Source organism: Streptomyces alfalfae, assembly GCF_004127445.1.
In the GTDB taxonomy this organism is placed as follows: Bacteria; Actinomycetota; Actinomycetes; order Streptomycetales; family Streptomycetaceae; genus Streptomyces; species Streptomyces alfalfae.
This window is the reverse complement of the sequence record NZ_QEXM01000049.1, coordinates 23,869-48,040: the sequence shown is the minus strand read 5'-3', so window position 1 is coordinate 48,040 and position 24,172 is coordinate 23,869. Positions and strand designations below refer to the sequence as shown.

19 protein-coding genes and 1 pseudogene are annotated in these 24,172 nt (G+C 71.7%); 5 read left to right on the top strand and 15 right to left on the bottom strand.

What is annotated here, in order from left to right; translation table 11 throughout:
• Nucleotides 1–118: 118 nt before the first annotated feature.
• Nucleotides 119–1,591 carry a transcriptional repressor NsdA gene (gene nsdA / locus DCW30_RS30765; protein WP_076684301.1) on the bottom strand — a complete coding sequence of 491 codons (1,473 nt, stop codon included), beginning with the start codon at nt 1,589–1,591 and terminating at the stop codon, nt 119–121.
• Between the two features lie 433 nt (nt 1,592–2,024).
• Here nsdA and DCW30_RS30760 point away from each other — a divergent pair, with 433 nt between their 5' ends.
• Nucleotides 2,025–2,687, top strand: a complete 663-nt coding sequence (locus DCW30_RS30760) for a bifunctional DNA primase/polymerase (protein WP_076684302.1) — start codon at nt 2,025–2,027, stop codon at nt 2,685–2,687.
• A gap of 113 nt (nt 2,688–2,800) precedes the next feature.
• Here the strand turns inward: DCW30_RS30760 and ftsY are convergent, their stop codons facing one another.
• Nucleotides 2,801–4,021 (bottom strand): signal recognition particle-docking protein FtsY, encoded by a 1,221-nt coding sequence (gene ftsY / locus DCW30_RS30755; RefSeq protein WP_076684303.1) that lies wholly within the window; start codon nt 4,019–4,021, stop codon nt 2,801–2,803.
• Nucleotides 4,022–4,219: 198 nt separating this feature from the next.
• Here ftsY and DCW30_RS30750 point away from each other — a divergent pair, with 198 nt between their 5' ends.
• Nucleotides 4,220–5,668, top strand: a complete 1,449-nt coding sequence (locus tag DCW30_RS30750; RefSeq protein WP_076684304.1) for a purine-cytosine permease family protein — start codon at nt 4,220–4,222, stop codon at nt 5,666–5,668.
• Between the two features lie 182 nt (nt 5,669–5,850).
• Nucleotides 5,851–6,834: an LLM class flavin-dependent oxidoreductase gene (locus DCW30_RS30745; RefSeq protein ID WP_076684305.1), complete on the top strand. Its 984-nt coding sequence runs from the start codon at nt 5,851–5,853 to the stop codon at nt 6,832–6,834.
• A gap of 52 nt (nt 6,835–6,886) precedes the next feature.
• On the opposite strand, the gene DCW30_RS30740 is transcribed toward DCW30_RS30745, so the two are convergent.
• The 4 genes from DCW30_RS30740 to DCW30_RS30725 form a co-directional block, all read right to left on the bottom strand.
• Entirely contained in the window at nt 6,887–8,311 is a 1,425-nt protein-coding gene (locus DCW30_RS30740) for a sugar porter family MFS transporter (RefSeq protein WP_062779328.1), read from the bottom strand.
• Nucleotides 8,312–8,601: 290 nt separating this feature from the next.
• Entirely contained in the window at nt 8,602–12,153 is a 3,552-nt protein-coding gene (smc, locus tag DCW30_RS30735; protein WP_076684306.1) for a chromosome segregation protein SMC, read from the bottom strand.
• Nucleotides 12,154–12,385: 232 nt separating this feature from the next.
• The gene (locus DCW30_RS30730; protein ID WP_030787543.1) at nt 12,386–12,589 is read right to left on the bottom strand and encodes a hypothetical protein; all 204 of its coding nucleotides are present in this window, start codon (nt 12,587–12,589) and stop codon (nt 12,386–12,388) included.
• Nucleotides 12,590–12,992: 403 nt separating this feature from the next.
• Nucleotides 12,993–13,274, bottom strand: coding sequence for an acylphosphatase (locus DCW30_RS30725; RefSeq protein WP_062779321.1), 282 nt, complete (start codon nt 13,272–13,274; stop codon nt 12,993–12,995).
• A gap of 129 nt (nt 13,275–13,403) precedes the next feature.
• Between DCW30_RS30725 and DCW30_RS30720 the strand changes: the two are divergent.
• Both DCW30_RS30720 and DCW30_RS30715 read left to right on the top strand, forming a co-directional pair.
• Nucleotides 13,404–14,290 (top strand): annotated as a pseudogene (locus DCW30_RS30720) (CAP domain-containing protein).
• Between the two features lie 100 nt (nt 14,291–14,390).
• A complete protein-coding gene (locus DCW30_RS30715; protein ID WP_076684307.1) occupies nt 14,391–14,774 on the top strand; it encodes a winged helix-turn-helix transcriptional regulator in 384 nt (127 codons plus the stop codon).
• Here DCW30_RS30715 and mutM read toward each other — a convergent pair.
• The 9 genes from mutM to DCW30_RS30670 all read right to left on the bottom strand — a co-directional run bounded on the left by mutM (nt 14,747) and on the right by DCW30_RS30670 (nt 24,163).
• A complete protein-coding gene (gene mutM / locus DCW30_RS30710; protein WP_076684308.1) occupies nt 14,747–15,607 on the bottom strand; it encodes a bifunctional DNA-formamidopyrimidine glycosylase/DNA-(apurinic or apyrimidinic site) lyase in 861 nt (286 codons plus the stop codon). The genes DCW30_RS30715 and mutM overlap by 28 nt on opposite strands.
• 114 nt (nt 15,608–15,721) lie before the next feature.
• Nucleotides 15,722–16,546, bottom strand: coding sequence for a ribonuclease III (gene rnc / locus DCW30_RS30705; protein WP_076684309.1), 825 nt, complete (start codon nt 16,544–16,546; stop codon nt 15,722–15,724).
• A 7-nt stretch (nt 16,547–16,553) separates the two neighbouring features.
• Entirely contained in the window at nt 16,554–16,727 is a 174-nt protein-coding gene (rpmF, locus tag DCW30_RS30700; protein ID WP_003965982.1) for a 50S ribosomal protein L32, read from the bottom strand.
• A gap of 2 nt (nt 16,728–16,729) precedes the next feature.
• Nucleotides 16,730–17,416 (bottom strand): YceD family protein, encoded by a 687-nt coding sequence (locus DCW30_RS30695; protein ID WP_062779304.1) that lies wholly within the window; start codon nt 17,414–17,416, stop codon nt 16,730–16,732.
• 131 nt (nt 17,417–17,547) lie between these two features.
• Nucleotides 17,548–18,687, bottom strand: coding sequence for a cell division initiation protein (locus tag DCW30_RS30690; protein WP_076684310.1), 1,140 nt, complete (start codon nt 18,685–18,687; stop codon nt 17,548–17,550).
• 111 nt (nt 18,688–18,798) lie between these two features.
• Complete coding sequence (gene coaD, locus DCW30_RS30685) at nt 18,799–19,278, bottom strand: pantetheine-phosphate adenylyltransferase (protein WP_198505155.1); 480 nt, start codon at nt 19,276–19,278, stop codon at nt 18,799–18,801.
• Nucleotides 19,279–19,304: 26 nt separating this feature from the next.
• Complete coding sequence (gene rsmD, locus DCW30_RS30680) at nt 19,305–19,898, bottom strand: 16S rRNA (guanine(966)-N(2))-methyltransferase RsmD (RefSeq protein WP_076684311.1); 594 nt, start codon at nt 19,896–19,898, stop codon at nt 19,305–19,307.
• A gap of 153 nt (nt 19,899–20,051) precedes the next feature.
• Entirely contained in the window at nt 20,052–22,286 is a 2,235-nt protein-coding gene (gene recG / locus DCW30_RS30675; RefSeq protein ID WP_076684312.1) for an ATP-dependent DNA helicase RecG, read from the bottom strand.
• Between the two features lie 104 nt (nt 22,287–22,390).
• Nucleotides 22,391–24,163 carry a DAK2 domain-containing protein gene (locus tag DCW30_RS30670; RefSeq protein WP_079249987.1) on the bottom strand — a complete coding sequence of 591 codons (1,773 nt, stop codon included), beginning with the start codon at nt 24,161–24,163 and terminating at the stop codon, nt 22,391–22,393.
• Nucleotides 24,164–24,172 lie beyond the last annotated feature (9 nt).

Sequence of the window (24,172 nt, the reverse complement as noted above, 5' to 3'; positions counted from 1 at the left end):
ACCCTGCGCGGAACGCGAGGACCGGCCGCGGCGGGCCATCCGGCTGACCTGGCATGGGGGAGCCGAGTCGGGCTGTGAGGGATGGTCCTGCCGCGGCCGGGGCCGGTGGCGCCGGTGCTCAGACCGCCTCCACGGTCTCCGGCATCTCGATGGCCAGCCGCTCCGTGATCTCCACGACCTCGGCGACGTCGCCGAAGTCCCGCACCGCGGTGTCGACGGTCTTGCGCAGCCGGGTGTTGACCCGCTCGGAGCGGACCTTCTTGGCGATGTCCAGGGCCTGCCCGGCGAGGACCGTGCTCTGCTCGGGCTCGCGCTGGAGCAGGTGGACGGTGGCCTTGCCGATGAGGTTCAGGGCGTACGAACGCTGGTGCTCCTGGTCCTTCTCGAAGAGCTGCACCGCGCGGTCCATGACGGGTTCGGCGAGCGAGGCGTACGCAGGGCTGCGGCCCGCCACATAGGCCAGGTCGCGGAACGAGTGGGCGTTCTCCCCGTTGAGCTCGGCCTCGGAGAAGAAGCGGATCCAGTCCGGCTCGGGCTCGCCGAAGTCCTCCGCGTCGGCGAAGGTGTCCTCGGCCATGCGCACGGCCCGCTTGCACTTGCCGGGCTGGCCCATGCTGGCGTACGCCCGTGCCTCCATCGCGTACAGCATGGCCTGGGTGCGCGGTCCCGCGCAGTCCCGGCTGCCGTACTGCGCGAGGTGGATCAGTTCGAGCGCGTCGTCGGGCCGGCCGAGGTGGATCATCTGGCGGCTCATGCTGGAGAGGATGTACGACCCGAGGGGCTTCTCGCCCGCTTCCTTCGCGGCGTGCAGCGCCAGGACGAAGTACTTCTGGGCGGTGGGCTGGAGTCCGACGTCATAGCTCATCCACCCCGCCAGTTCGGCCAGCTCGCCCGCGACCTTGAACAGGCGCTTGGCGGTGGCCTCGGACTGGGGCTCCTGGAGCAGGTCCGTCACCTCGTGGAGCTGCCCGACCACGGCCTTGCGGCGCAGCCCGCCGCCGCACTGGGCGTCCCACTGGCGGAACATCACCGTGGTGGACTCCAGCAGGTCCAGCTCCGGCTCGGAGAGCCTGGCCGGGCGGCGCGAGGCGGCCGGCTCCGGCTCCTCCTGCGGCGTCGACGGCGAGGGCACGAGCCAGCGCTGCATGGGCTCGATCAGGGCCGGGCCCGCGGAGAGCACGAGCGAGGCGCCGAGGAAGCCGCGACGGGCCAGCATCAGGTCGCTGCGCGAGAACTCGCTCATCAGCGCGACGGTCTGCGGCCCGGTCCAGGGCAGGTCGACGCCGGAGGAGGCGGGCGTGCGGTGGGTGGGGCGCAGCCCCAGGTCCTCGACGGCGACGACGCAGCCGAACCGCTCGGAGAACAGCTCCGACAGGATGCGCGGAATGGGCTCGCGGGGATTCTCGCCGTCCAGCCAGCGGCGCACGCGGGACGTGTCGGTGGAGATGTGGTGCGCGCCCAACTGCCGTGCCCTGCGGTTCACCTGGCGGGCCAGCTCGCCCTTCGACCAGCCGCTGCGCACGAACCAGGACGTGAGCATGTCGTTCGGGCGCTTCTCAGCGTTCGCACCGCTTCCGCCACTGCCGCCCACTGGAACGCCCCCACTCCCTTGAGACACCTGCGCACCGTCCACGCACTGTCACGCCAAGCCCTAACAGAATGCCGCCTGCCACGGCGGCCCGTCCGGCGAATGTCACCCGTCGAACAGGAAGCCGACTTGCCTCCGGCATACCCACGGGCGCTCGGACTCCAAGGGCCGTGTACCGAAAGTAATCCCACGATCACGGCTCCGGCGAGGCCGTTGACAGAAACGCCACCATTCGCCACCCCTTCGAATGAACTCCCCGGCCGTTCCAAGCGATTCACTTGACATAGGACGGCCAAAAGTTGGTGGAACGGAGTGCGCCGGGGCGCGCGCAATCGTGCGCACCACCCCTGGATCCATCGAGCGCCGCCTTTAGAGCGCAGCGTCACGATCCGATTCCTATACGTAACCGTGGCACGCTCGACCCGTTGGAGGGGGCATGGGCTTCACGATCGGCGGCACCCGGGGGACCGACAGGCCCCGGACCGGAGCACGGCGGCGCGGCCGCACGTCGGACTGCACGGTGGTGGCGGAGTACACGGGCCTGTGGGGCTGGGACGTCGTCCCCGGCGCCCGCGCCCTGGACGGCGCCTGCTCCTGCGGCGCCCCCGACTGCGCCGCACCCGGCGCCCACCCCCTCGGCTTCGCGCGGACGGTCCCCGCCGGCGCCACGCTGGACGAGGCGGCCGAGGCCTGGGCCGACTTCCCCGGGGCGGCCGTGCTGCTGCCCGTGGGGCGCGCCTTCGACGTCCTCGACGTGGCGGAAGCTGCGGGGCGGCGCGCGCTGGTCCGCCTGGAGCGGATGGGCCTGCCGCTCGGCCCCGTGGCCGTCACGCCCGAGGGCCGCGCGCAGTTCTTCGTCGCCCCCGGCGCCGCGGCCGAGCTGCCCCGGCTGCTCTACCGCATGGGCTGGGACGACGCCGGCCTCGACCTGCGCGGCCTGGGACCCGGCGAGCACATCACGGCGCCCCCGTCCGACCGCGGCGGCCTCGGCCCGGTGCGCTGGCTGCGCTCCCCCGCGCTGGACTCGGCGACCCGGCCACCGCAGGCCCGCGTCCTCCTGGGCACCCTGGCGTACGTGGTCCACCGCTCGCCCGCGTAGCCCGGCGCGGCCCGGCACACACGAGAGGGCCCCCTCGCACCATCACCCTGCGAGGGGGCCCTCCTCCGCGCGCGTCACACGAGGCGCACACGTCACACGAGATGTACGGGGTGTCAGTCGCCGATGAGCGCGTCCACGAACGCCTCGGGCTCGAACGGCGCCAGGTCGTCCGCGCCCTCGCCCAGGCCGATGAGCTTGACCGGGACGCCCAGCTCGCGCTGGACGGCGACGACGATGCCGCCGCGGGCGGTGCCGTCGAGCTTGGTCAGGACGATGCCCGTGATGTTCACGACCTCGGCGAAGACCCGCGCCTGCACCAGGCCGTTCTGACCGGTCGTGGCGTCCAGGACGAGCAGGACCTCGTCGAGCGGCGCGTGCTTCTCGACGACGCGCTTGACCTTGCCCAGCTCGTCCATCAGACCGGTCTTGGTGTGCAGCCGGCCCGCGGTGTCGATGAGGACGACGTCCGCGCCCTCCGCGATGCCCTCCTTGACCGCGTCGAACGCGATCGAGGCGGGGTCGCCGCCCTCGGGGCCCCGCACCGTACGGGCGCCGACGCGCTCGCCCCAGGTCTGGAGCTGGTCGGCGGCGGCGGCGCGGAAGGTGTCGGCGGCGCCGAGCACGACGGAGCGGCCGTCGGCGACGAGGACGCGCGCGAGCTTGCCCGTGGTGGTGGTCTTGCCGGTGCCGTTGACCCCGACGACCATCACGATGCCGGGGGTCTCCAGGCCCGACTCGGTCTTCACGGCACGGTTGAAGTCCGTGCCCACGAGGGCGAGCAGCTCCTCGCGCAGCAGGGTGCGCAGCTCGTCGGGCGTCCGGGTGCCGAGGACCCTCACGCGCTCGCGCAGCCGCTCCACGAGCTCCTGCGTGGGAGCCACGCCGACGTCGGCGGTCAGCAGCGTGTCCTCGATCTCCTCCCAGGTGTCCTCGTCCAGGTGCTCGCGGGACAGCAGCGTGAGCAGTCCCTTGCCGAGCGCGTTCTGCGAGCGGGAGAGCCGGGCGCGCAGCCTGACCAGTCGTCCCGCGGTCGGCTCCGGGGTCTCGATCTCCGGCGCGGCCGGCTCAGTGACGACCACTTCGTCGACGACCGGGGCCGAGGCCGTCGGCTCGACGAGCGGGAGCTTCACCTCCTCGATCGTTCGGCGCGTTTCGTCGCGCGGCGTCTCGGCCTCGTCGCCGACCTTGGGTTCGGCGGGAGGGGCGGTGATGGTGGGCGTGCTCGACGGGGCCTTCGGGGGCAGCCGCTTCTTCTTGCGGCTGCCGACCACGAGCCCGCCGAGCGCGCCGATCACGACCACGGCGATGACTACAGCAAGGATGACGATTTCCATAACCCGTCCAGTATCGGCCATGGCTCCCACCGGGGCCCAGATTGTGTCTTCCTCCAAAGAACATAAGCCGTTTGAAGGCACTACTCGGACTAAAGTACGATGGAGCTGCCCGCATCAACGCGCGTAGAGTCCATCGCTATCACCCCCACCGACGGATCGCGACGTTGCGAGCCGAGCGAGAGGCACGGACCCACCCCCATGAGCACCACCGCCGAATCCGAAGGCGCCCTGGAGACACGCGGCCTGGAGCCGGTCCCCGACGCGGAGCGCACGGGCCGCACCCGCGAGCTGTTCCCCACCTGGGTGGCGGCCAACATCAGCGTCCTGCTGCTCACCATGGGCGCGGGCCTGATCGTCTCCAACGGCCTGAACTTCTGGCAGGTCCTGGTCGTCGCCCTCGTCTCGCCCCTGCTGAGCTACGGCCTCGTCGGGCTGATCTCCATCGCGGGCAAGCGCGGCGGCTCGCCGGGCATGACGCTCTCCCGCGCGGTCTTCGGCCAGCGCGGCAACCTCTTCCCGGGCGCGCTGATCTGGGTCGCCCGCTGGGGCTGGGAGACGATCAACGCGGTCACGGGCGCGTACGCGATCATCACCGTCCTGAACATCTGCTTCGACGTCGAGTCCACCACCTGGCTGACCGTCGTGACGCTGGTCGCCTTCGTGACCTGCACGTTCCTGATCAGCGGCCTCGGCAGGAAGATCCTGCACATCTGCAGCACGTGGTCGACCTACGCCTTCGGCGCCTTCAGCGTCCTCGTCCTGATCTACCTCCTCGCCGAGACCGACTGGTCCGCCGTCTTCGACAAGCCCGCGGGCTCCACCGCGATGATGGTCGCGGGCGTCGGCACGATCGCCGCGGGCGGCATCAGCTGGGTCCCGACGGGCCCGGACTTCACCCGCTACCTGCCGCGCACGGCCTCCGACAAGCCGCTGGTCGGCCACGCCATCGGTGGCGCCGGCATCGTCGTCGTGCCGATGGTCCTGATGGGCGCCGTCATGGCGGTCTCCGCGCCGAAGCTCTCCACCGCGGCCGACCCGGTCTCCTTCCTCGGCTCGCTGCTGCCGACGTGGATCGCGGTGCCGTATCTGATCATGGCCCTGATCGGCATGCTCCTGATCAACTCGATGTCGATGTACTCCGCGGGCTTCACCGCCATGACGCTCGGCATCAAGGTCCCGCGCGCGTGGGCCGTCAGCGTGAACGCGGTCATCAGCCTGATCTTCGGCTACATCCTGATGAACGTGGCAACGAGCTTCATGGGCTCGTTCATCTCCTTCCTCACCCTGCTCGCGGTCGCGTTCTCCGCCTGGATCGGCGTCTTCGGCGTCGACATGCTGCGCCGCCGGACGTACGACGGCGAGGCCCTGATGGACACCGGGCGCACCAGCGCCTACTGGTACAAGGCGGGCTTCGCCTGGCAGGCCATGACCGCGTGGGCGCTCGCGCTCGTGGTGGGGCTGCTCTTCACCAAGGTCGACTGGTTCAGCGGCCCGCTCGCCGGCTCCTGGATCGGCCGCCACGGCCTCGGCTGGCTCGCCACGATCGCCCTCTCGGCGGTGCTGTACGCGGTCCTGCCGAAGACCCCGCTGGTCGAGGACACCGGGGCGCCGGGCGACAAGGGCGACGGTGAACTGATCTCCGCCTGACCCGGTCGCGGGGCGCTCGGCCCGGCGGACGCCGGCCCGGCCGCGGGGCCCCCGGGGAGTGCTCCCCGGCCCGCCGCGGGGGCGGCCGTTCCGCGCCAACTTCCCCACGAGGCTACCCATCTGATGTGACGTCAACTAGCGTCCCCCTTCGCCGCCCACGCACGGTGAAGGGGGACGTTCCCATGCCCGTCACAGTCGTACGCTTCAACCTCGTCGACCCCGCGGCCACGCCCGCCGCGCTGAGCGAGCGCTACAAGACCGCCCTGGAGATGTCCGCGTACGCGGACGACCGCGGCATCACCACCATCCAGACCGAGGAGCACCACGGCGCCGAGAACAACTGGCTGCCCTCCCCCTTCGCCTTCGCCGGAGCGGTCTTCGGGGCCACCCGGCGGATCTCCGTGACGGTCTCCGCGATCATCGGCCCGCTGCACGACCCGCTGCGGCTCGCGGAGGACATCGCCGTACTCGACCTGCTGAGCGGGGGCCGCCTGGTCACCGTGGCGGGCATCGGCTACCGGCCCGAGGAGTACGAGCGGGCCGGCGTCGACTACACGCGGCGCGGCAAGCTCCAGGACGAGCTGCTCGAAACGCTGCTCAAGGCCTGGACCGGCGAGCCCTTCACCTACCGCGGCCGCACGGTCCGCGTCACCCCGCGTCCCCTGACGCAGCCGCACCCGATGCTCCTGGTCGGCGGCTCGTCGAAGGCGGCGGCGCGGCGCGCGGCCCGGCTCGGCCTGCCGTTCTTCCCCAGCGCGCACCTGCCCGAACTGGAGGCGTACTACACCGAGCGGCTCGCGGAGCACGGCACCGAGGGCTGGACGATGATGCCCGCCGCCGAGACCCCGCTGCTGCACATCGCCGACGATCCCGAGCGGACCTGGGCGGAGCACGGCGAGCACTTCCTGCACGAGGCCCGCACGTACGCCTCCTGGCAGACGGGGGACATCCGCTCGGCGGTGAGGTCGGCGGCCACGACGGTCGAGGAGCTGCGCGCGGAGGGCGTGTACCGGGTGCTGACGCCCGAGGAGTGCGTGACGTACGCGAAGGGCGACACCGGCGGCCTCATCCTGCATCCGCTCTCCGGCGGGATGCCCGTGGACGAGGGCTGGCGCAGCCTGCACCACTTCTGCGAAAACGTACTGCCCCGGCTGAAGGACAAGTGAGCACTCGTCCCTCGGCCGGGGCAGCTTCCTGAAGAGGAGGGGGCAGCGGGGTTTAGCCCATCTCCTCCAGGGCCTTGCCCTTCGTCTCCTTGACGAACTTCATGACGAAGGGGATCGAGATCGCGGCGAAGGCGCCGTAGATGATGTACGAGCCGGTCAGCGACCACTCGGACATGCTCGGGAAGGTCTTGGTGATCGCGAAGTTGGCGAGCCACTGGGCGGAGGCGGCCACACCGAGCGCGGCGGCGCGGATGCGGTTCGGGAAGATCTCGCCGAGCAGCACCCAGACGACCACGCCCCAGGACAGGGCGAAGAAGAGGACGAAGCCGTTGGCCGCGATGATCGCGGTCAGGCCCTGCGCATTGGGCAGCGAGACGTGGTCACCGGAGCCGGTCTTGTACGAGAAGGCCCACGCCATGGTGAACAGGGCCGCCGCCATGCCCGCGGAGCCGATGATGGCGAGGGGCTTGCGGCCGATGCGGTCGACGAAGATCATCGCGATGACCGTGCCGATGATGTTCACGATCGACGTCTCGAACGAGTACAGGAACGAGCTGGAGGGGTCCTTGCCGATCGACTGCCACAGCTGGTTCGAGTAGTAGAAGATCACGTTGATGCCGACGAGCTGCTGGAAGACCGAGAGCCCGATGCCGATCCAGACGATCGGCAGGAAGCCGACCTTGCCGAGCAGGTCCTTGAACGACGGCTTGTGCTCCCTGCGCAGCCCGCGCTCGATCTCGTCGACGCGCGCGTCCAGATCGATGGTGGTGCCCTCGACCTCGCCGAGCACCTTCTTGGCCTCGGTGTGCCGGCCGGCCGAGATCAGGAAGCGCGGGGACTCCGGGATGATGAAGGACAGCAGCCCGTAGAGGAGCGCGGGGATGACCATGACGCCGAGCATCCACTGCCAGGCCTCAAGACCGGCGAGCTTGCCGCGCTGGTCGCCGTCCGCCATGTTCAGGATGCCCCAGTTGACCAACTGGGAGACCGCGATGCCGATGACGATGGCGGCCTGCTGGAACGAGGCGAGCCGGCCGCGGTAGGCGGGCGGGGCGACCTCGGCGATGTAGGCCGGGCCGATCACGGAGGCCATGCCGATGCCGATGCCGCCGATGAGGCGCCACATCGTGAGGTCCCAGGCCGCGAAGGGCAGCGCCGAGCCCACGGCGCTCGCCGCGAAGAGCACGGCGGCGATCTGCATGCAGCGGATGCGGCCGATCCGGTCGGCGATGCGTCCGGCGACGGCGGCGCCGACGGCGCAGCCGAGGAGCGCGGTGGCGATGATCCAGCCGAGCGTGTCGGCGTCGACGTCGAAGCGGTGCTGGATGGCGACGGTCGCGCCGTTGATCACCGAGCTGTCGTAGCCGAAGAGGAAGCCACCCATCGCGGCAGCCGCCGTAATGAAGATGACATGGCCGAGATGGTCCGGGTGGGCCTCTCTGGCTCCGGACGGGGGCGCCTTCGATGTGCTGGTCACGTGTACTCCTCGGGCCACCGGCAGCGTCGCCGGGGGTGGGGGCGAGTTATTCAAGTGGCGCACAACTTCACGCCGCCCACCACCTGAAGGTAAAAGCAACGTTGCAGAGACTATGCCTTCAAGTTACGAAGTCAATAGGGAGGCTGTTGTGAATTTGCAGGCAACTTGAGGTCTTCTGTGTTCAAGTCTTGAAGTCAGATGCTGATCACTTGAGGGTGGCACGCGTCTCCGGAATCGCCGGACGATCACCCGGCGACCCCCCGGGGCCGTCGGGCGGCGTGCCGTGAGGCCTAGCGGAGCCGCTGGCTGATCACCTTGGAGACGCCGTCACCCTGCATCGAGACGCCGTACAGGGCGTCCGCGATCTCCATCGTGCGCTTCTGGTGCGTGATCACGATGAGCTGCGAGGCCTCCTGCAGCTCCTGCATGATCCGGATCAGGCGCTGGAGGTTGGTGTCGTCGAGCGCCGCCTCGACCTCGTCCATCACATAGAACGGGCTCGGCCGTGCCTTGAAGATCGAGACGAGCAGCGCCACGGCCGTGAGGGACCGCTCACCGCCCGACAGCAGCGACAGCCGCTTGACCTTCTTGCCCGGGGGCCGCGCCTCGACGTCCACACCCGTGGTGAGCATGTTGTCGGGGTCGGTCAGGATCAGCCGCCCCTCGCCGCCGGGGAACAGCCGCGAGAAGACACCCTCGAACTCCCTGGCCGTGTCCCGGTAGGCCTCGGCGAAGACCTGCTCGACGCGTTCGTCGACCTCCCTGATCACCTGGAGGAGGTCGGCCCTCGTCTTCTTCAGGTCTTCGAGCTGCTCACTGAGGAATTTGTGGCGTTCCTCCAGTGCCGCGAACTCCTCAAGGGCCAGCGGATTCACTTTTCCGAGCTGCTGGTACGCCCGTTCGGCTGACCTGAGCCGCTTCTCCTGCTCGGCACGGACGAAGGGCGCCGGCATGTTCCGCGGGTGCCGGGGGTCCTCCGGCAGCTCCTCGCCCTCGGCGGCGGGCGAGGGCGGCACGGGCTGGTCAGGGCCGTAGTCGGCCACGAGCCCCGCCGGTTCCACACCGAGTTCCTCCAGTGCCTTGGTCTCCAGCTGCTCGATGCGCAGCCGCTTCTCGGCACCTAGTACCTCGCCGCGGTGAACTGAATCAGTCAACTTGTCCAGCTCGGCCTTGAGAGCGCGCCCCTGGTCGCGCTCGGCGGCGAGCTCCCGCTCCCGCGCCTCCTTCGCGCGCTCGGCGGCGGCACGTTCCTGCTCGGCCCTGAGCAGGGAGACCTCGACGTGCGCGAGGAGCTGCCGCCCGCCGGCCGCGACGGCCGCCGCCACGGTGGCCTCGTGGCGCAGGCGCGCCGTGCGCCGCTCGGCACGCGCGCGTGCCTCGCGTTCGGCGCGCGCGGCCCGGTCCAGGGAGTCGGCGCGCCCCGCGAGGCCCTTCACCCGCTCCTCGTGCGTACGGGCCTGGAGCCGCGCCTCCATCTCGGTCTGCCGGGCGTTCGCCCCGTCGGCGGCCAGGCGGTCGCGCACGGAGGTGTCGGGCTCCTCGTCGGCCGGCGCCTCCTCGGCGACGGCCAGCCGCTCGGCCAGCTCCTCGGCCTCCGCCACGGCCCGGTCGAGCGCCTCCTGCGCCTTGGCCGCCGCCGCGGCGCTGCGCTCGGCCTCGCCCGCCGCGCCGCGCGCCTGCCCGGCGAGCGCCCCGAGCCGCTGGGCGACGGACGACTTCTCCCGGTCGGCGGCCCTGCGCCGCTCGCCCAGCTCCTCGACGAGCGCGGCGGCGTCCGCGCGCCGCCCGGCCGCGCCGCGCTGGGCCTCGGCCAGCTCCTCGCACCGCACGGCGAGCTGTTCGAGCTCGGCGGCCGCCTCGTCGACGGAGGCCTGTACTTCGAGCAGGCTCGGCGCCCCGGCGGAGCCGCCGTGCGCGAAGTGCGCCCCGAGCAGGTCGCCCTCCGCGGTGACGGCGGTCAGCTCGGGGTGGGCGTAGACGAGGTCCTCGGCGTCCTCCAGGGTCCCCACGGCGACCATCCCGGCCAGCAGCCGCCGCACCGCCGGCAACAGCTCCTGTGGACCGCGTACGAGGTCGGCGACGTGGGGCGGGCCCTCACGCCGCTCCTGGCGCACGCCGTCCGGCGCACCCCCGAGCAGCAGCGCCGCGCGCCCCGCGTCCTGCTTCCGCAGCAGCCGAATGGCCTCGGCGGCGGTGCCGGGACCGCTCACCGCGAGGGCGTCGGCCGCCACGCCGAGAGCCGCGGCGACCTGCACCTCGTGGCCGGGCGTGACGCTCAACAGCTCGGCGGCCGGGCCGAGCACTCCGGTGAGCTGGTCCCTGGCCGAGAGCAGGGCCCCGGTGCCGTCCTTGCGCCGCAGACCGAGCGCGAGCGCGTCGTGCCGCGCGGCGACGGCGGCCCGCTTGCGCTCGGCGGCGGTCGCCGCCTCCCGTGCCGCGGTGAGGGCGGCCTCGGCCTCGCCGAGGTCCCGCCTGGCCGCGTCGTGCCGTTCGCCGAGCTCCGCGTCGTCCGCGTCGAGCCCGTCGACCTCGGCCTTGAGCTGCTCGTACTCCTCCTGGGCGGTGACCGCGCGCTCGGCCGCCGCGTCGCGCGCCTCGGCGAGGCGGTCGATCTCGGCCTGGGCGGAGGCGGCCCGCGAACGGGCCGCGTTGACCTGTCCGCCGAGCCGGGCGAGGCCCTCCCTGCGGTCGGCGATGGCCCGCGCCACGTCCTTGAGCCTGCGTTCCTCGACGGCGAGGCGCTGTTCGAGGTCGGCCCGGTGGGCCACCGTGTCGTCGAGGGCGTGCTCGGCGGCTTCGAGGGCCGCCGTCAGCTCGGCCTCCTGCTCCCGGATGCGGGCGGCCTCGCGCTCCATGTCCTCGGGGTCACGGCCGCGCCGCTCCTCGGGGGGTGCCGTGGTGGCGCTCCTGACCCGGGCGTCGGCCAGCGAGACGGTGCCGCGGACGCGCTCGGCGAGCTGCGACAGTTCGTACCAGGTCTGCTGGGCCCGCTGCAGGCGCGGGGTGAGGCGCCGCACCTCTTCCTCGAGGCGGGCCTCGCGCTGGAGGGCCGCCTTCAGCTCGGCCTCGGCGCTGTCCTTGCGCTCCTTGAGGGCGGCTTCATCGGCGACCTCCGCGTTCAGCGCCTTCCGCAGGCGCACGAGGTCGTCGGCGAGCAGGCGGAGGCGGGCGTCGCGCAGGTCGGCCTGGATGACGGCGGCGCGGCGGGCCACCGCCGCCTGGCGGCCGAGGGGCTTGAGCTGGCGCCGCAGCTCGTCGGTGAGGTCCTGCACGCGCGCGAGGTTGGCCTTCATCGCGTCGAGCTTGCGCAGGGCCTTCTCCTTGCGCTTGCGGTGCTTGAGGACGCCCGCGGCCTCCTCGATGAAGGCCCTGCGGCCCATGGGGTCGGCGTGCAGGACGCCGTCGAGCTGGCCCTGGCCGACGATGACGTGCATCTCGCGGCCGATGCCGGAGTCGGACAGGAGTTCCTGGATGTCGAGGAGGCGGCAGGTGTCGCCGTTGATCTGGTACTCGCTGCCGCCGTTGCGGAACATGATCCGCGTGATGGTGACCTCGGCGTACTCGATGGGCAGCGCGCCGTCGGAGTTGTCGATGGTGAGGGAGACCTCGGCGCGGCCGAGCGGGGGCCGCCCGGTGGTGCCGGCGAAGATGACGTCCTCCATCTTGCCGCCGCGCAGCGACTTGGCGCCCTGCTCCCCCATGACCCAGCTCAGCGCGTCCACGACATTGGACTTGCCGGAGCCGTTGGGTCCGACGACGCAGGTGATGCCCGGCTCGAACTTCAGCGTCGTCGCCGACGCGAAGGACTTGAAGCCACGCAGGGTCAGGGCCTTGAGGTGCACGCCGTCGGACTCTACCTTTCGCCGCCCGTTTCACCGATGAAGGTGCAGGGCACATCAGACGGTAAAGGAAGCGGCGCACGGGGGGACAAGCTTCATGGGGCAAGAAAGAAGGGACGCCGAAGCGTCCCTTGCAGATCTGGAAGCAGGCGGCTGACAGGCCGGCCCGACCACATGCTTACTGGGCGCCTTCCTTCATCCGCGAAGGCCCCGTGTGAGCGTGCTCAATTTGGGGTCAGGTGAGCGCAGGCTCCGCCTGGGGTACGTCGATGCTCTCCATGAGAGATTCGTGAGAAGCGGCAGCCGCGAGAGCGTCGTTCTCCTGCTGAATCCGCACGAGCTCGGATTCCAGGTCCTGTACACGCTGCTGAAGCCTTCGCATCTCAGCGAGAAGTCGCGGGTCGCTGCCGCCGACGTAACCGAGAAGCGCCTTTGCCATGATGGATGGTCCTCCACACTGGTGACCGACCGAAGCGGTGTGGGTCGTGAGGGAATCGCACCCGCGGTGCTTGGCACTCGTTGTTCTGCGGGTCTTGCCGGGCCGTTCTCACATGCCAAACAGCTAAGGTGCGCGGGGCTTCCAGAGTCTCACCAAAAAGTTTGACGGTCAACACGATCACGCCCCGTACTGGCGGGCGACCCGGGGGCGCGCGGCCTCGGAACGGACGGCGCTGCTTCTCCTGCGGGGCCCTGGGGGCGTGGAGATCATCCTTACTCCCGGAGCCTGCCACCGCAAGGGGTTCCTTGGCAACCACCAGGCTCTTTCTGCCTCGGGCAGGTGCCCGCGTCACCCGCCGGGGACCTCCGCGGGACCCGGGGGAAGGCGTCCGCCCGGGTCGGCGTCAGCGGATGGCGAAGGTCTCGTATATGCCACGTGGTGTGTCCCAGATCTCCGTGACGCCGTCGACCCGCCCGGGTGTGTCGCCCTCCCGGAGCCAGTCGAGCAGCTTCTGGCACCCCTCGCGCGGCCCCTCGGCGACCACTTGCACGCGGCCGTCCTCCAGATTGAGGGCAAAACCACACAGGCCGCCGATCTCCAGTGCCTTGGCACGGGTGAACCAGCGGAATCCCACGGCCTGCACCCGCCCGCGCACCCACACCACGAGTCGCACATCGTCGTTCATGGCTGCACGCTAACCGGCCAATTGCTCCGTGGGCACTTCGTCCCCATCCGGCATCGCGTACAGTCCCGACTCGATGAGCCTCACCCGTATGGGTGAGTCACGTTGACCGCGGGAACGAAAGGCCAGGAGATGGGACGCCACCGACGCTCAGGCGGTGTGCGGGCCGCCGCCACCCCCGAGAACCATCCGGGCAGGACGACGCGCCACCGCCGCGGGAACCGGGCCTCCGCCCCGGTGCGGACGGGCCTGCTCGGCGTCTCCGCCGCCGTCGCCATGGGCGCCGTGGCGGTCGGCACGGGCGTGCTGCCCGGCGGTGACGGCTTCCGGCTCGGCGACGAGACCGGACCCGGCAAGGTCCGCGCAGCGACCGCTCCCGCCGAGGTGGACACCCAGGGCGGCGCCGGCGTCGGGGTCGAGCGCGGGGAGCCGTCGCCGAGCCGTGGCTCCGGACGCGCGCAGGCGCCTGCGCCCGCTCCCTCCCAGGCCGCGCCCGAGCCGTCGAGGACGCCGTCCGAGAAGCCCTCGACGCGGAACCCGAAGGCCGAGGCCGGCAACAAGACGGCGCCGGGCCCGTCCCGCACGCCGGAGCGCGAGCGCGCGCCGGAGGCGCCCCCGAAGAGCACCGCGCCGGCGCCGAGCGCCGCGCGGCGGAGACATCCGTCCTGACGCTGGTCAACGAAGAGCGGGCCAAGGCGGGGTGCCGCCCCGTGACGGCCGACAGCGGGCTCGCCGCACTGGCCGGGGAGTTCAGCTCGGACATGGCGGGGCGCGACTTCTTCGACCACACCGACCCGGACGGCGCGACGCCGTGGGACCGGGCGGAGAAGGCCGGCATAACCGACCTCGGCGGCGAGAACATCGCCCGCGGCCAGGCGAACGCCCGGTCCGTGATGGACGCCTGGATGAACAGCTCGGGCCACCGCGCCAACATACTGAACTGCGACTACAAGACCCTGGGCGTCGGCGTGCACTTCGCACCCGGCGGCCCTTGGTGGACGCAGGACTTCGGCTTCTGAGAAAGCCGTCCCGCCTCCCGGACCCGCTTCCGCGCGGTGCGCGCTATCTGTTGGTGAGCGCAACCCCTCGGGAAGCGCTCACCGGGAGTACCGTGTCCGTATGGTGGATTCCACGGACCGTGCCTTCGACGTGTTCTCCCGGCAGTGCCCGTCCCGGAGCACGCTGGAGCACGTCACGGGTCGCTGGGGGGCGCTCACGCTCGGGGCGCTGCACGACGGCACGTTCCGCTTCAACGAACTGCGCCGCCGCGTCGACGGCGTGAGCGAGAAGATGCTCTCCCAGACCCTGCACGCGCTGGAGCGCGACGGCCTGGTGCAGCGTGACGCGCAGCCGACCAACCCGCCCCGCGTGGACTACCGGCTCACCCCGCTCGGACAGGGGGTCGCCGAGCGCCTGCTGGCCCTGATCGATTTCGTCGAGGGCCGCCAGGGCGACGTCCTGCGGGCACAGGAGCGTTACGACGCGACGCGCGGCGGGCGCTGACAGCGCGGGCAGAAGTAGCTGGAGCGGTTCATCCAGGGGCGGCGGCGGATCGCCGTGCCGCAGCGGCGGCAGGGCATCTCCTCGCGGCCGTAGGCGTCGAGGGAGCGCTCGAAGTAGCCGGATTCGCCGTTCACGTTGACGTAGAGGCTGTCGAAGCTGGTGCCGCCGACGGCGAGGGCCGCGTTCATCACGTCCCGCACATGCCCGAGGAGTTCCGCCGTGCGGGGGCGCGTGAAGCCGGCGGTGGGGCGCTCGTAGTGCAGACGCGCGCGCCACAGCGCCTCGTCGGCGTAGATGTTGCCGACGCCGCTGATCAGCGACTGGTCGAGCAGCGCCCGCTTGATCGTCGTACGGCGGCGGCGCAGCGCGAGGTGGAAGGCGTCGTCGTCGAAGGCGGTGTCCAGCGGGTCGCGCGCGATGTGCGCGATGACGTCGGGCAGCCCGTCGGGGGTGTTGTCGTGCAGCGAGAGCCCGCCGAAGGTCCGCTGGTCGACGAAGCGCAGCTCGGTGCCCTGCTCGTCGGCGAACCGCACACGGATGCGCAGATGCTTCTCGTCCGGGGCGTCGTGCGGCTGCACCAGGAGCTGGCCGCTCATCCCGAGGTGCGCGAGGACCGACTGGGCGGAGTCGGCGAGCGGCAGCCACAGGTACTTGCCGCGCCGCTGGGCGAGCCCGATCCGGTGCCCCCGCAGCCGGGCGCCGAAGTCCTCTCCGCCCGCGAGGTGCCTGCGCACGGCACGCGGGTGCAGCACGCGCACCTCGTCCACCACCCGACCGCTGACCCAGCGCTCAAGGCCGCGTCGGACGACTTCGACTTCGGGCAGCTCGGGCACGTGAACACTCCGGGTGGCGGTGGGGTGGGCAGGAGGCCCGCCGTGAGGCGGTGAAACAGCTGGTGCCGGCCACCCCCCGGGAGGGGCGACCGGCACCAGCCGGTGAAGCGGCTGTCAGACCGACGGGGCTTCGGCGCCCCCGTCGACCTGCTCGGCAGCGGCGACGACGGCTTCCGCCGCCTTCAACCGCTCGTCCGCCGCGGCGCGGATCGCGCGCCACGCGGACTCGGCGGCCTGCTGCTCCGCTTCCTTCTTGCTGCGGCCGGTGCCGGTGCCGTACGAGACGCCTCCGACGCGGGCGGCAGCAGTAAAGGTCTTCTCGTGGTCGGGTCCGCTCTCCGTGACGAGGTACTCGGGCACGCCGAGGCTCTCCGTCGCGGTGAGCTCCTGGAGACTGGTCTTCCAGTCCAGGCCCGCTCCCAGGTTCGAGGACTTCTCGATCAGCGGGTCGAAGAGCCGGTGCACCAGCTCACCCGCCGCGTCCAGACCCTGGTCCAGATAGACCGCGCCGATCACCGCTTCAAGGGTGTCGGCGAGGATGGATGCCTTGTCCCGGCCTCCCGTGCCCTCTTCGCCCCGGCCGAGCCGGATGAAGGAGCCGAGTTCGAGGCCGCGGCTGACCTCCGCCAGCGCACGCGAGTTGACCACCGCGGCCCGCAACTTGGCCAACTGGCCTTCGGGCAGGTCGGGGTGGGTTCGGTACAGCGTGTCCGTGACGACGAGACCGAGCACGGAGTCCCCGAGGAACTCAAGACGCTCGTTCGTCGGCAGGCCGCCGTTCTCGTACGCGTACGAACGGTGGGTCAGCGCGCGCACCAGAAGGGCGGACTCGAGCTTGTACCCGAGCCGCCCTTCCAGAAGCGTGTGGGACGAGGCCGTTGTCTCCGCCAGTTTCTTGGCGTCTTCCGCCTTCTTGGGGCTAGACACGGTGCCTCTCACCAGCCGCTCAGACCTCGAGGACCTGGCGCTTGTTGTAGGTGCCACAGCTCGGGCACGCGATGTGCTGCAGCTTGGGCTCCTGGCAACGCTCACACGAAACCAAGGTGGGGACCGCAGCCTTCCACTGCGACCGGCGGTGGCGCGTGTTGCTGCGCGACATCTTCCGCTTCGGAACAGCCACGGCTACTTCTCCTGCTTCTCGTCGACGTGCGCTGATCGAGGCGCGTCGCCGCTCATCTCGTCCTTCTCGCCGTCCTGGATGGTGCCGGCGAGTCCCTGCAGTGCCGCCCAACGAATGTCGACGGCGTCATGGTGGTGGTCCGGGTCGTCCGCGAGCCGCGCTCCGCACTGGGAGCACAGACCCGGGCAGTCGTCCTGGCACACCGGCTGCATCGGCAGTGCGAGCACCACCGCATCACGCAGCACGGGCTCGAGGTCGAACATGCCGTCCTCGAGAAAGAGCCTGTCCTCGTCTTCCTCGGCGTCGTCGGCCGGTTCCGCTGCGCGGCCCCGGTCGTCGGCGTCAGGGTACGAGAACATCTCCTGGAAGTCCGCTGCGAGCTCCAGCTCGAGCGGCTCCAGACACCTTACGCACTCCCCCTCGGCCGATGCACGGGCGGTGCCTGTGACAAGCACCCCTTCCATGACCGACTCAAGACGGACGTCCAGCTGGACCGGGGCGCCCTGCGGCACCCCGATGACCCCTTCGATGCCGAAGACACCGGGCGGACCGGGGGCTTCGACCTCGCGGGTCACCCGCTGCATGGCGCCAGGACGCCGACCCAGCTCGTGTGTGTCGAACACGAGTGGGTTGCGGTGGTCGAGGCGCGTGCTCAGGGCTTCTCCTGCTTTCGGATCCGGGGAGTTCAAAGGGGGGCCGTCGCACTGCTGCGGCTCATTCGCCACTGGTGTGGGCAGCCCGAGTCGCGGACGTATGCGCGACCGAAGAGCCAGGATACTTGACCTTTCGCTCTCGGCCCAATCCGGTCCGAACCGCCTCGCTAGCGCCCCTGCTCGTACTGGCGGAGCTGCTCGGCGCTGATCATGGTCGTGTCGAAGAGGCTGGCCTCCTCCAGCGTCCCTGCCGCCTCGTACGGGGGCTGGTGGGGCTGGTGCGGCTGCTGGGCCGGGTGGGGCTGTTGGTGCTGGTCGTAGGGCTGCTCGTAGGACTGCTGCGGGTAGCCGTACTGGTGCTGCTGGGGCAGGCCCTGGTGCTGGTCCCGGTGTTGATCCTGGTGCTGGTACGCGTACGGGTCCTGCTGGCCGTAGGGCTGCTGCTGGTACGCGTACTGGTCCTGGTACCCGTACGGGTCCGGCTGCTGCTGCGGCTGTGCGTACGGCTCCTGTGGCGGGACCGGCGGGGCCTGGGGCGGCGCCGGGGGCTGCTGGGGCGGCGGGGCCTGCTGCCGCGCGGGCGCGTCGACCGGGGTGGCCGCGAGGTCCGCGAGGTACTCGGCGTCGGTGGTGTGGCCCTGGGGCCCCGTGCCCTCGCCGAGGGAGCCCAGCTCGTCGGCGGGGGCCCTGCCGTGCAGGGTCTGGCGGCCGCGGCCGACCGCCTCAAGGGTCTTGGCGAGGACCGCCTCGAAAGCGCCGAGCTTGGCGTCGACGTACGCGTCGGCGTTGCGGCGCAGGGCCTCGGGGTCGTGGCTGCGCTCGGGGGCGTCCTCGTCCTCGTACCCGTTCTCGTCGAGGCCGGGTCCGGTGCCGAGGAGCTTCTCGCGGCCGCGGCCGACGGAGCCGAGGGTCTTGGTGAGGACGACCTCGAAGTTGGCGAGCTTGCTGTCCACGTAGTCGTCGGCCTCGGTGCGGACGTCCTCGGCGGCCTGGCGGGCCTCGGCGAGGATGCGCTCGGCCTCGCCCTGGGAGCGGCGGGCCACCTCGGTGTCGGAGATCAGGGAGCCGCGCTCGGCGTGCGCGCTCTCGATGATGCGCTCGGCCTCCTGGCGGGCCTGCTCGACGAGCTGCTCGCGTCCGCCGATCAGCTCCTGGGCCTGGGCGAGGGAGCCCGGCAGCGCCTGGCGCACCTCTTCGAGCATCGAGAGCAGATCGGCGCGGTTGACCACGCACGAGGCCGACATGGGCATGGACCGGGCGCTGCCGATCGCCCGGACGATCTCGTCGATCTTCTTCTGCACGTCCACCGTGTGCTCGCCACTCTCTACAGCTGGTTGGGAGACGGACGGGACGACTGTAAGGCCAGTGGTCGTCCGCCCGACACCGGGTGACGGGCTGTCAGCGCCCCGCCTCCGGCGTCACTTCTCGCCCAGGCGTTCGACCAGGGCCTGGTGGACCACCGGGGGCAGCAGGTGCGCGACATCGCCGCCCCAGGCCGCGACCTCCTTGACCAGCGAGGAGGAGAGGAAGCTGTAGGTGGGGTTGGTCGGGACGAACAGGGTCTCGACGCCCGAGAGGCCGTTGTTCATCTGGGCCATCTGGAGTTCGTAGTCGAAGTCGCTGACCGCGCGCAGGCCCTTGACGATGGCCGGGATGTCGCGCTGCTTGCAGAAGTCGACGAGGAGGCCGTGGAAGGACTCCACCTCGACGTTGCCGAAGTCGGCCGTGACCTGGCGGATCAGCTCTATCCGCTCCTCGATCCCGAACAAACCCTTCTTCGACTGGTTGATCATCACCGCCACGTGCACCACGTCGTACAGCTTGGAGGCGCGGGCGATGATGTCGAGGTGTCCATTGGTGATGGGGTCGAACGACCCCGGACAGACGGCGCGGCGCATCGTGAGTCCCTCGCTCTCCGGTCCGGTCATGGCGCGATCTCTGAGTCGTCGCACGTAGAGGCGGCGCGACCGTACCAAAACGTCCCCTCGCCGTAGCGACGGGACCTGAGAGGTTCGAACCCCTCCGGCCAGCCGAATTCACCGCCTCTTGTACTGCGTTCAACGGTGACGAGCGCTTCGTCCGTGAGCCAGCCTTCCGAGCGGAGTGTGAGCAGTATCTCCCGAAGATCGTCATCGCCCACCGCATAGGGCGGATCGAGAAAGACCAGGTCATACGGGGTGGAGGGCCGCCCCTGCCGGATGATCTGGGCGGCTTTGCCCGCTCTCACCTCGGCTCCGGACAGACCGACCGCCCGCACGTTCTCCCGGATCGTGCGGGCCGCCCGCGCGTCCGCCTCGACCAGCAGGGTGTGCGCCGAGCCCCGGGAGAGGGCCTCCAGGCCGACGGCTCCCGAACCCGCGTACAGATCGAGCACACGGGTGCCGTCGAGCGTGCCCTGGAGCGCCTGCCAGGTGGAGAAGAGGCCCTCGCGCGCCCGGTCGGACGTGGGACGGGTGCCGTTCCCGGGCGGTACGGCGAGGCGGCGTCCGCCGGCCGTACCGGCGATCACGCGGGTCATCTGAGTCCTTCTGGCTGGCTGCGGCTGGCTGGGCTGTGGTCCTTCCACGATATGGCGTGGGCGGGGGTCAGCCCTTGTCGAGGTGGGCCGGCCCCGGCCGCCGGGGCGGCTCAGCGCCTGTGGCGGTGGGCCGGCCCTGGTCACCGAGGCGGCTCAGCCCTTGTCGAGGTACTGCTCGCGCTCGGCGTCGAGCAGGGCGTCCAGGGCCGTGCGCAGCTCGGGCAGGTGCTCCAGGTCGGGGTCCTTGGCCACCACCGTGACGGCCTCCTCGCGGGCGGCGGCGATGATCTCCTCGTCGTCGATGACCGCGAGCATGCGCAGGCTGGAGCGGACGCCGGACTGGGCCTGGCCGAGCACGTCGCCCTCGCGGCGCTGCTCCAGGTCGATGCGGGAGAGCTCGAAGCCGTCGAGCGTGGCGGCGACGGCCCCGAGGCGGGCGCGGGCGGGCGCGGCCTCGGGCATGTCCGTGACCAGGAGGCAGAGGCCGGGGGCGGAGCCGCGGCCGACCCGGCCGCGCAGCTGGTGGAGCTGGGAGACGCCGAAGCGGTCGGCGTCCATGATCACCATGGCGGTGGCGTTCGGCACGTTCACCCCGACCTCGATGACCGTCGTCGCGACCAGGACCTGGGTCTCGCCCGCGGCGAAGCGCCGCATCACGGCGTCCTTGTCGTCGGGCTGCATGCGGCCGTGCAGCGGCTCGACCTTCAGGCCCCGCAGCGGGCCCCCGGCAAGCTGCTCGGCGACGTCGAGGACGGCGAGCGGGGGCCGCTTCTCGGCGGTGGCCGCCTCCTCCACCCGGTCCTCGGCCGACTTCTTCCCGCCGGTCTTCGCGCCCTTCCTCGGGTCGTCCTCCTCGTCGCCGATCCGCGGGCACACCACGTACGCCTGGTGGCCCTTCTCGACCTCCTCGCGCACGCGCTCCCAGGCGCGGGCGAGGAAGTGGGGCTTGTCCTGGGCGGGGACCACATGGCTGGCGATCGGCGAACGCCCTGCCGGGAGCTGGTCGAGGACGGAGGTCTCCAGGTCGCCGAAGACCGTCATCGCGACCGTGCGCGGAATGGGGGTGGCCGTCATGACGAGCAGGTGCGGGGGCTGCTTGCCCTTGCCGCGCAGAGCGTCGCGCTGCTCGACGCCGAAGCGGTGCTGCTCGTCCACGACGACCAGGCCGAGGTCGTGGAATTGCACCTTGTCCTCGATCAGCGCATGGGTGCCGATGACGATGCCGGCCTCACCGGTGACCAGGTCGAGCAGGGCCTGACGGCGGCCCGCGGCGCCCATGGAGCCGGTGAGCAGTGTGACCTTGGTCGCCTGCTCGGCGCCGCCGAGCATCCCGCCGTCGGCGAGGTCGCCCATCATCTCGACGATCGAGCGGTGGTGCTGCTGGGCGAGGACCTCGGTCGGCGCGAGCATGGCGGCCTGCCCGCCCGCGTCGACGACGGCGAGCATGGCGCGCAGGGCGACCATCGTCTTGCCCGATCCGACCTCTCCCTGGAGGAGGCGGTGCATCGGATGCTCGGTCGCGAGGTCGTCGAAGATCTCCCGGGAGACCTTCTGCTGGCCCTCGGTGAGGGTGAAGGGGAGCTTGGCGTCGAAGGCGTCCAGGAGGCCACCCTCCTTGGGCCTGCGGGCCACGGCGGGCAGTTGCGCGTCCGCGTGCCGCCGCCGGGCCAGGGCCACCTGGAGGACGAACGCCTCGTCCCACTTCAGGCGGTCGCGGGCGGCGGCGATGTCCGCCTTGGAGTGCGGGCGGTGGATCTTCAGGAGCGCTTCGGGGAGCGGGACGAGGCCCCGGCCGTCGCGCAGGGCGGGCGGCAGCGGGTCCTCGGCCTCCTGGGCGCTGGGCAGGACCATGTCGACCGACTTGGCGATCTTCCAGGACTCCAGCTGCTTGCACGCCGGATAGATCGGGATGAGCGCGCCGGCCCAGCTGTCCACGGCGTCGGGGTCGCCGCCGCGCAGCGGTTCGTACGCCGGGTGGGCCAGCTGGAGGCGGTGGTTGAAGACGGAGACCTTGCCCGCGAACATCGCGCGGGTGCCGGGCAGCAGCTCCGTGTGCGGTTTGTGGACGCCACGGCCGAAGAAGACCAGGCGGAGCTCGCCGCTGCCGTCGGTGATGGTGACTTCGAGGCGCTGGCCCTGGCCGCGGGGCGCCTTGGGCGACTTGAACGTGTGCAGGCGCGCGCTCGCGACCTGGGCGACCACCGTGACGTGCTCGTCCAGCGGGAGGTCGGCGAGGCGGGTCAGCTCGCCCCGCTCGGCATACCGCCGGGGGTAGTGGTGCAGGAGGTCGCCGACCGTGTGCAGGTCGAGGTGCTCGGCCATCACCTTGGCGGTGGCGGGACCGACCACTTTCTTCAGGGGTTCTTCGAGCGCAGGCACGAGATCCATTGCACACCACCCCACTGACAATCCGCCGCAGGTGCCCGGCATCCGCTGCTCACCGGCCGGGTGAGCGGGGGCGCGCCGTGTGCGCGGGGGCCTCCCGGAGTGCGCTACTCCACGCCGATCAGCATCAACGCCGCCTGGCGCCCGCCGCGGTAGACGACCGTGTCGACGGCCAGGTACGTCTCGCGCACATGCTTCTCCAGCCGCTCGGCCACCGTGTCGGGGACGGAGTCGCCGAGGACGAGCGTGACCATCTCTCCGCCGGCGGACAGCATGCGGTCGAGGACCGAGGTGGCGGTGCGCGCGACCTCCGCGCCGATCACGGCGACGTCGCCGTCGATGAGGCCGAGCACGTCACCGGCCTGGCAGATGCCCGCCATGGTCCACGACTGCCGCTCGGCGACGGCCAGTTCGCCGTAGCGGGTCGCGCCGGCCGCCGACGTCATGGCCACCACGTCCTCGTCGAAGCCTCGGTCCGGCTCGTGCACGGCGAGGGCCGCGAGGCCCTGCACCGCGGAGCGGGTGGGGATCAGCGCGACGCGCACGCCCTCCGCCCGCGCCTGCTGCGCCGCGGCGGCGGCCGTGTGCCGCAGCTCCGCGTCGTTGGGCAGGAGCACCACTTCGCGCGCGTGCGCCCGCCGGACGGCGTCGACCAGTTCGCCGCTCGCGGGCGGCTCCCCCACGCGCGTCGGCACGGTGGTCGCCCCGGCCTCGGCGTAGAGCCCGGCCAGCCCCTCGCCGGGGACGACCGCGACGATGGCCCGCTGAGCGCGCTCCCTGGGCGGCTGCGGGGTGGTGTGCGCGTCGCCGAGACCGAAGTGGGTGATGCGGATGCGGTGCGGGCGGCCCGCCTCCACGCCCGCCTCGACGGCCGCTCCCGCGTCGTCGACATGGACGTGGACGTTCCACAGTCCGTCGCCGCCGACCACCACGAGGGAGTCGCCGAGCCGGTCGAGCCGGGTCCGCAGCCGGGCGACCGCGGCGTCGTCCGCCTCCAGGAGGTAGATCACCTCGAAGGCGGGGCCGCCCTCGCCGGCCGGGAGGTCGTCGCACCCGGCGACCCGGTCCACCGCCGGAGGACCCTCGTCCGCGCCGGCCACCACGCGTGCGTGGCCGCCCCCGGCGCTCGTGAACGACACCTTCTCGCCCGACAGCGCGGCCACCAGCGCCCCGAGCACCGCGACGAGGCCCCGGCCGCCCGCGTCCACCACACCGGCCCGGCCGAGCACGGCGAGCTGCCCCGGGGTCAGGGCCAGGGCCGCGCGCGCCCCCTCGTAGGAGGCGCGCGCCACGGCCTCGCAGTCGCCGGCGCCCTCGGCCGACGCCGCCTGCGCCGCGGCGGTCGCCACCGTGAGGACGGTGCCCTCGACCGGGTGCGCGACCGCCTCGTACGCGGACTCCGCGGCCCGGCGCAGGGCCAGCTCCAGGGTCCGGCCGTCGGCGTGATCCGCCTCACGTGCGCCCTCGCCGTCCGGGCCGCCGAGGACCTGGGCCATGCCGCGCAGGAGCTGGGAGAGGATCGTGCCCGAGTTGCCGCGGGCGCCGATGAGGGCCCCGTGGGCCATCGCGCGCACCGTCTGGGCCAGCGAGGGGGCGGCGGGCTCATGGCCCGTGAAGGCGGCGTCGACCGCCTGGGACGCCGACTCCATGGTCAGGTAGAGGTTCGTCCCCGTGTCGCCGTCGGCGACCGGGTAGACGTTGATGGCGTCGATCTCCTCGCGGGCCCCGCCCAGGGCCTCCAGAGCCAGCCGGCACCAGGCGCGCACCGCGACCGCGTCGAGGTTCTGCGGCACCTGTTCGCCTCCTTGACCATGCTCGGGATGGACGCAGCGTAGACCCGGGGTGAACGGGGGCTCCGGGGCGGGGGCCGGGGAATGCATGGTAGTTTC

Bases quoted from the DNA above. Each gene is read 5' to 3' on its own strand.
- DCW30_RS30670 (WP_079249987.1), bottom strand. From the start codon at position 24,163: ATGCATTCCCCGGCCCCCGCCCCGGAGCCCCCGTTCACCCCGGGTCTA.
- recG (WP_076684312.1), bottom strand. From the start codon at position 22,286: ATGGATCTCGTGCCTGCGCTCGAAGAACCCCTGAAGAAAGTGGTCGGT.
- DCW30_RS30760 (WP_076684302.1), top strand. From the start codon at position 2,025: ATGGGCTTCACGATCGGCGGCACCCGGGGGACCGACAGGCCCCGGACC.
- DCW30_RS30725 (WP_062779321.1), bottom strand. From the start codon at position 13,274: ATGAACGACGATGTGCGACTCGTGGTGTGGGTGCGCGGGCGGGTGCAG.
- rsmD (WP_076684311.1), bottom strand. From the start codon at position 19,898: ATGACCCGCGTGATCGCCGGTACGGCCGGCGGACGCCGCCTCGCCGTA.
- DCW30_RS30750 (WP_076684304.1), top strand. From the start codon at position 4,220: ATGAGCACCACCGCCGAATCCGAAGGCGCCCTGGAGACACGCGGCCTG.
- DCW30_RS30745 (WP_076684305.1), top strand. From the start codon at position 5,851: ATGCCCGTCACAGTCGTACGCTTCAACCTCGTCGACCCCGCGGCCACG.
- ftsY (WP_076684303.1), bottom strand. From the start codon at position 4,021: ATGGAAATCGTCATCCTTGCTGTAGTCATCGCCGTGGTCGTGATCGGC.
- DCW30_RS30715 (WP_076684307.1), top strand. From the start codon at position 14,391: ATGGTGGATTCCACGGACCGTGCCTTCGACGTGTTCTCCCGGCAGTGC.
- coaD (WP_198505155.1), bottom strand. From the start codon at position 19,278: ATGCGCCGCGCCGTCTGTCCGGGGTCGTTCGACCCCATCACCAATGGA.
- DCW30_RS30730 (WP_030787543.1), bottom strand. From the start codon at position 12,589: ATGGCAAAGGCGCTTCTCGGTTACGTCGGCGGCAGCGACCCGCGACTT.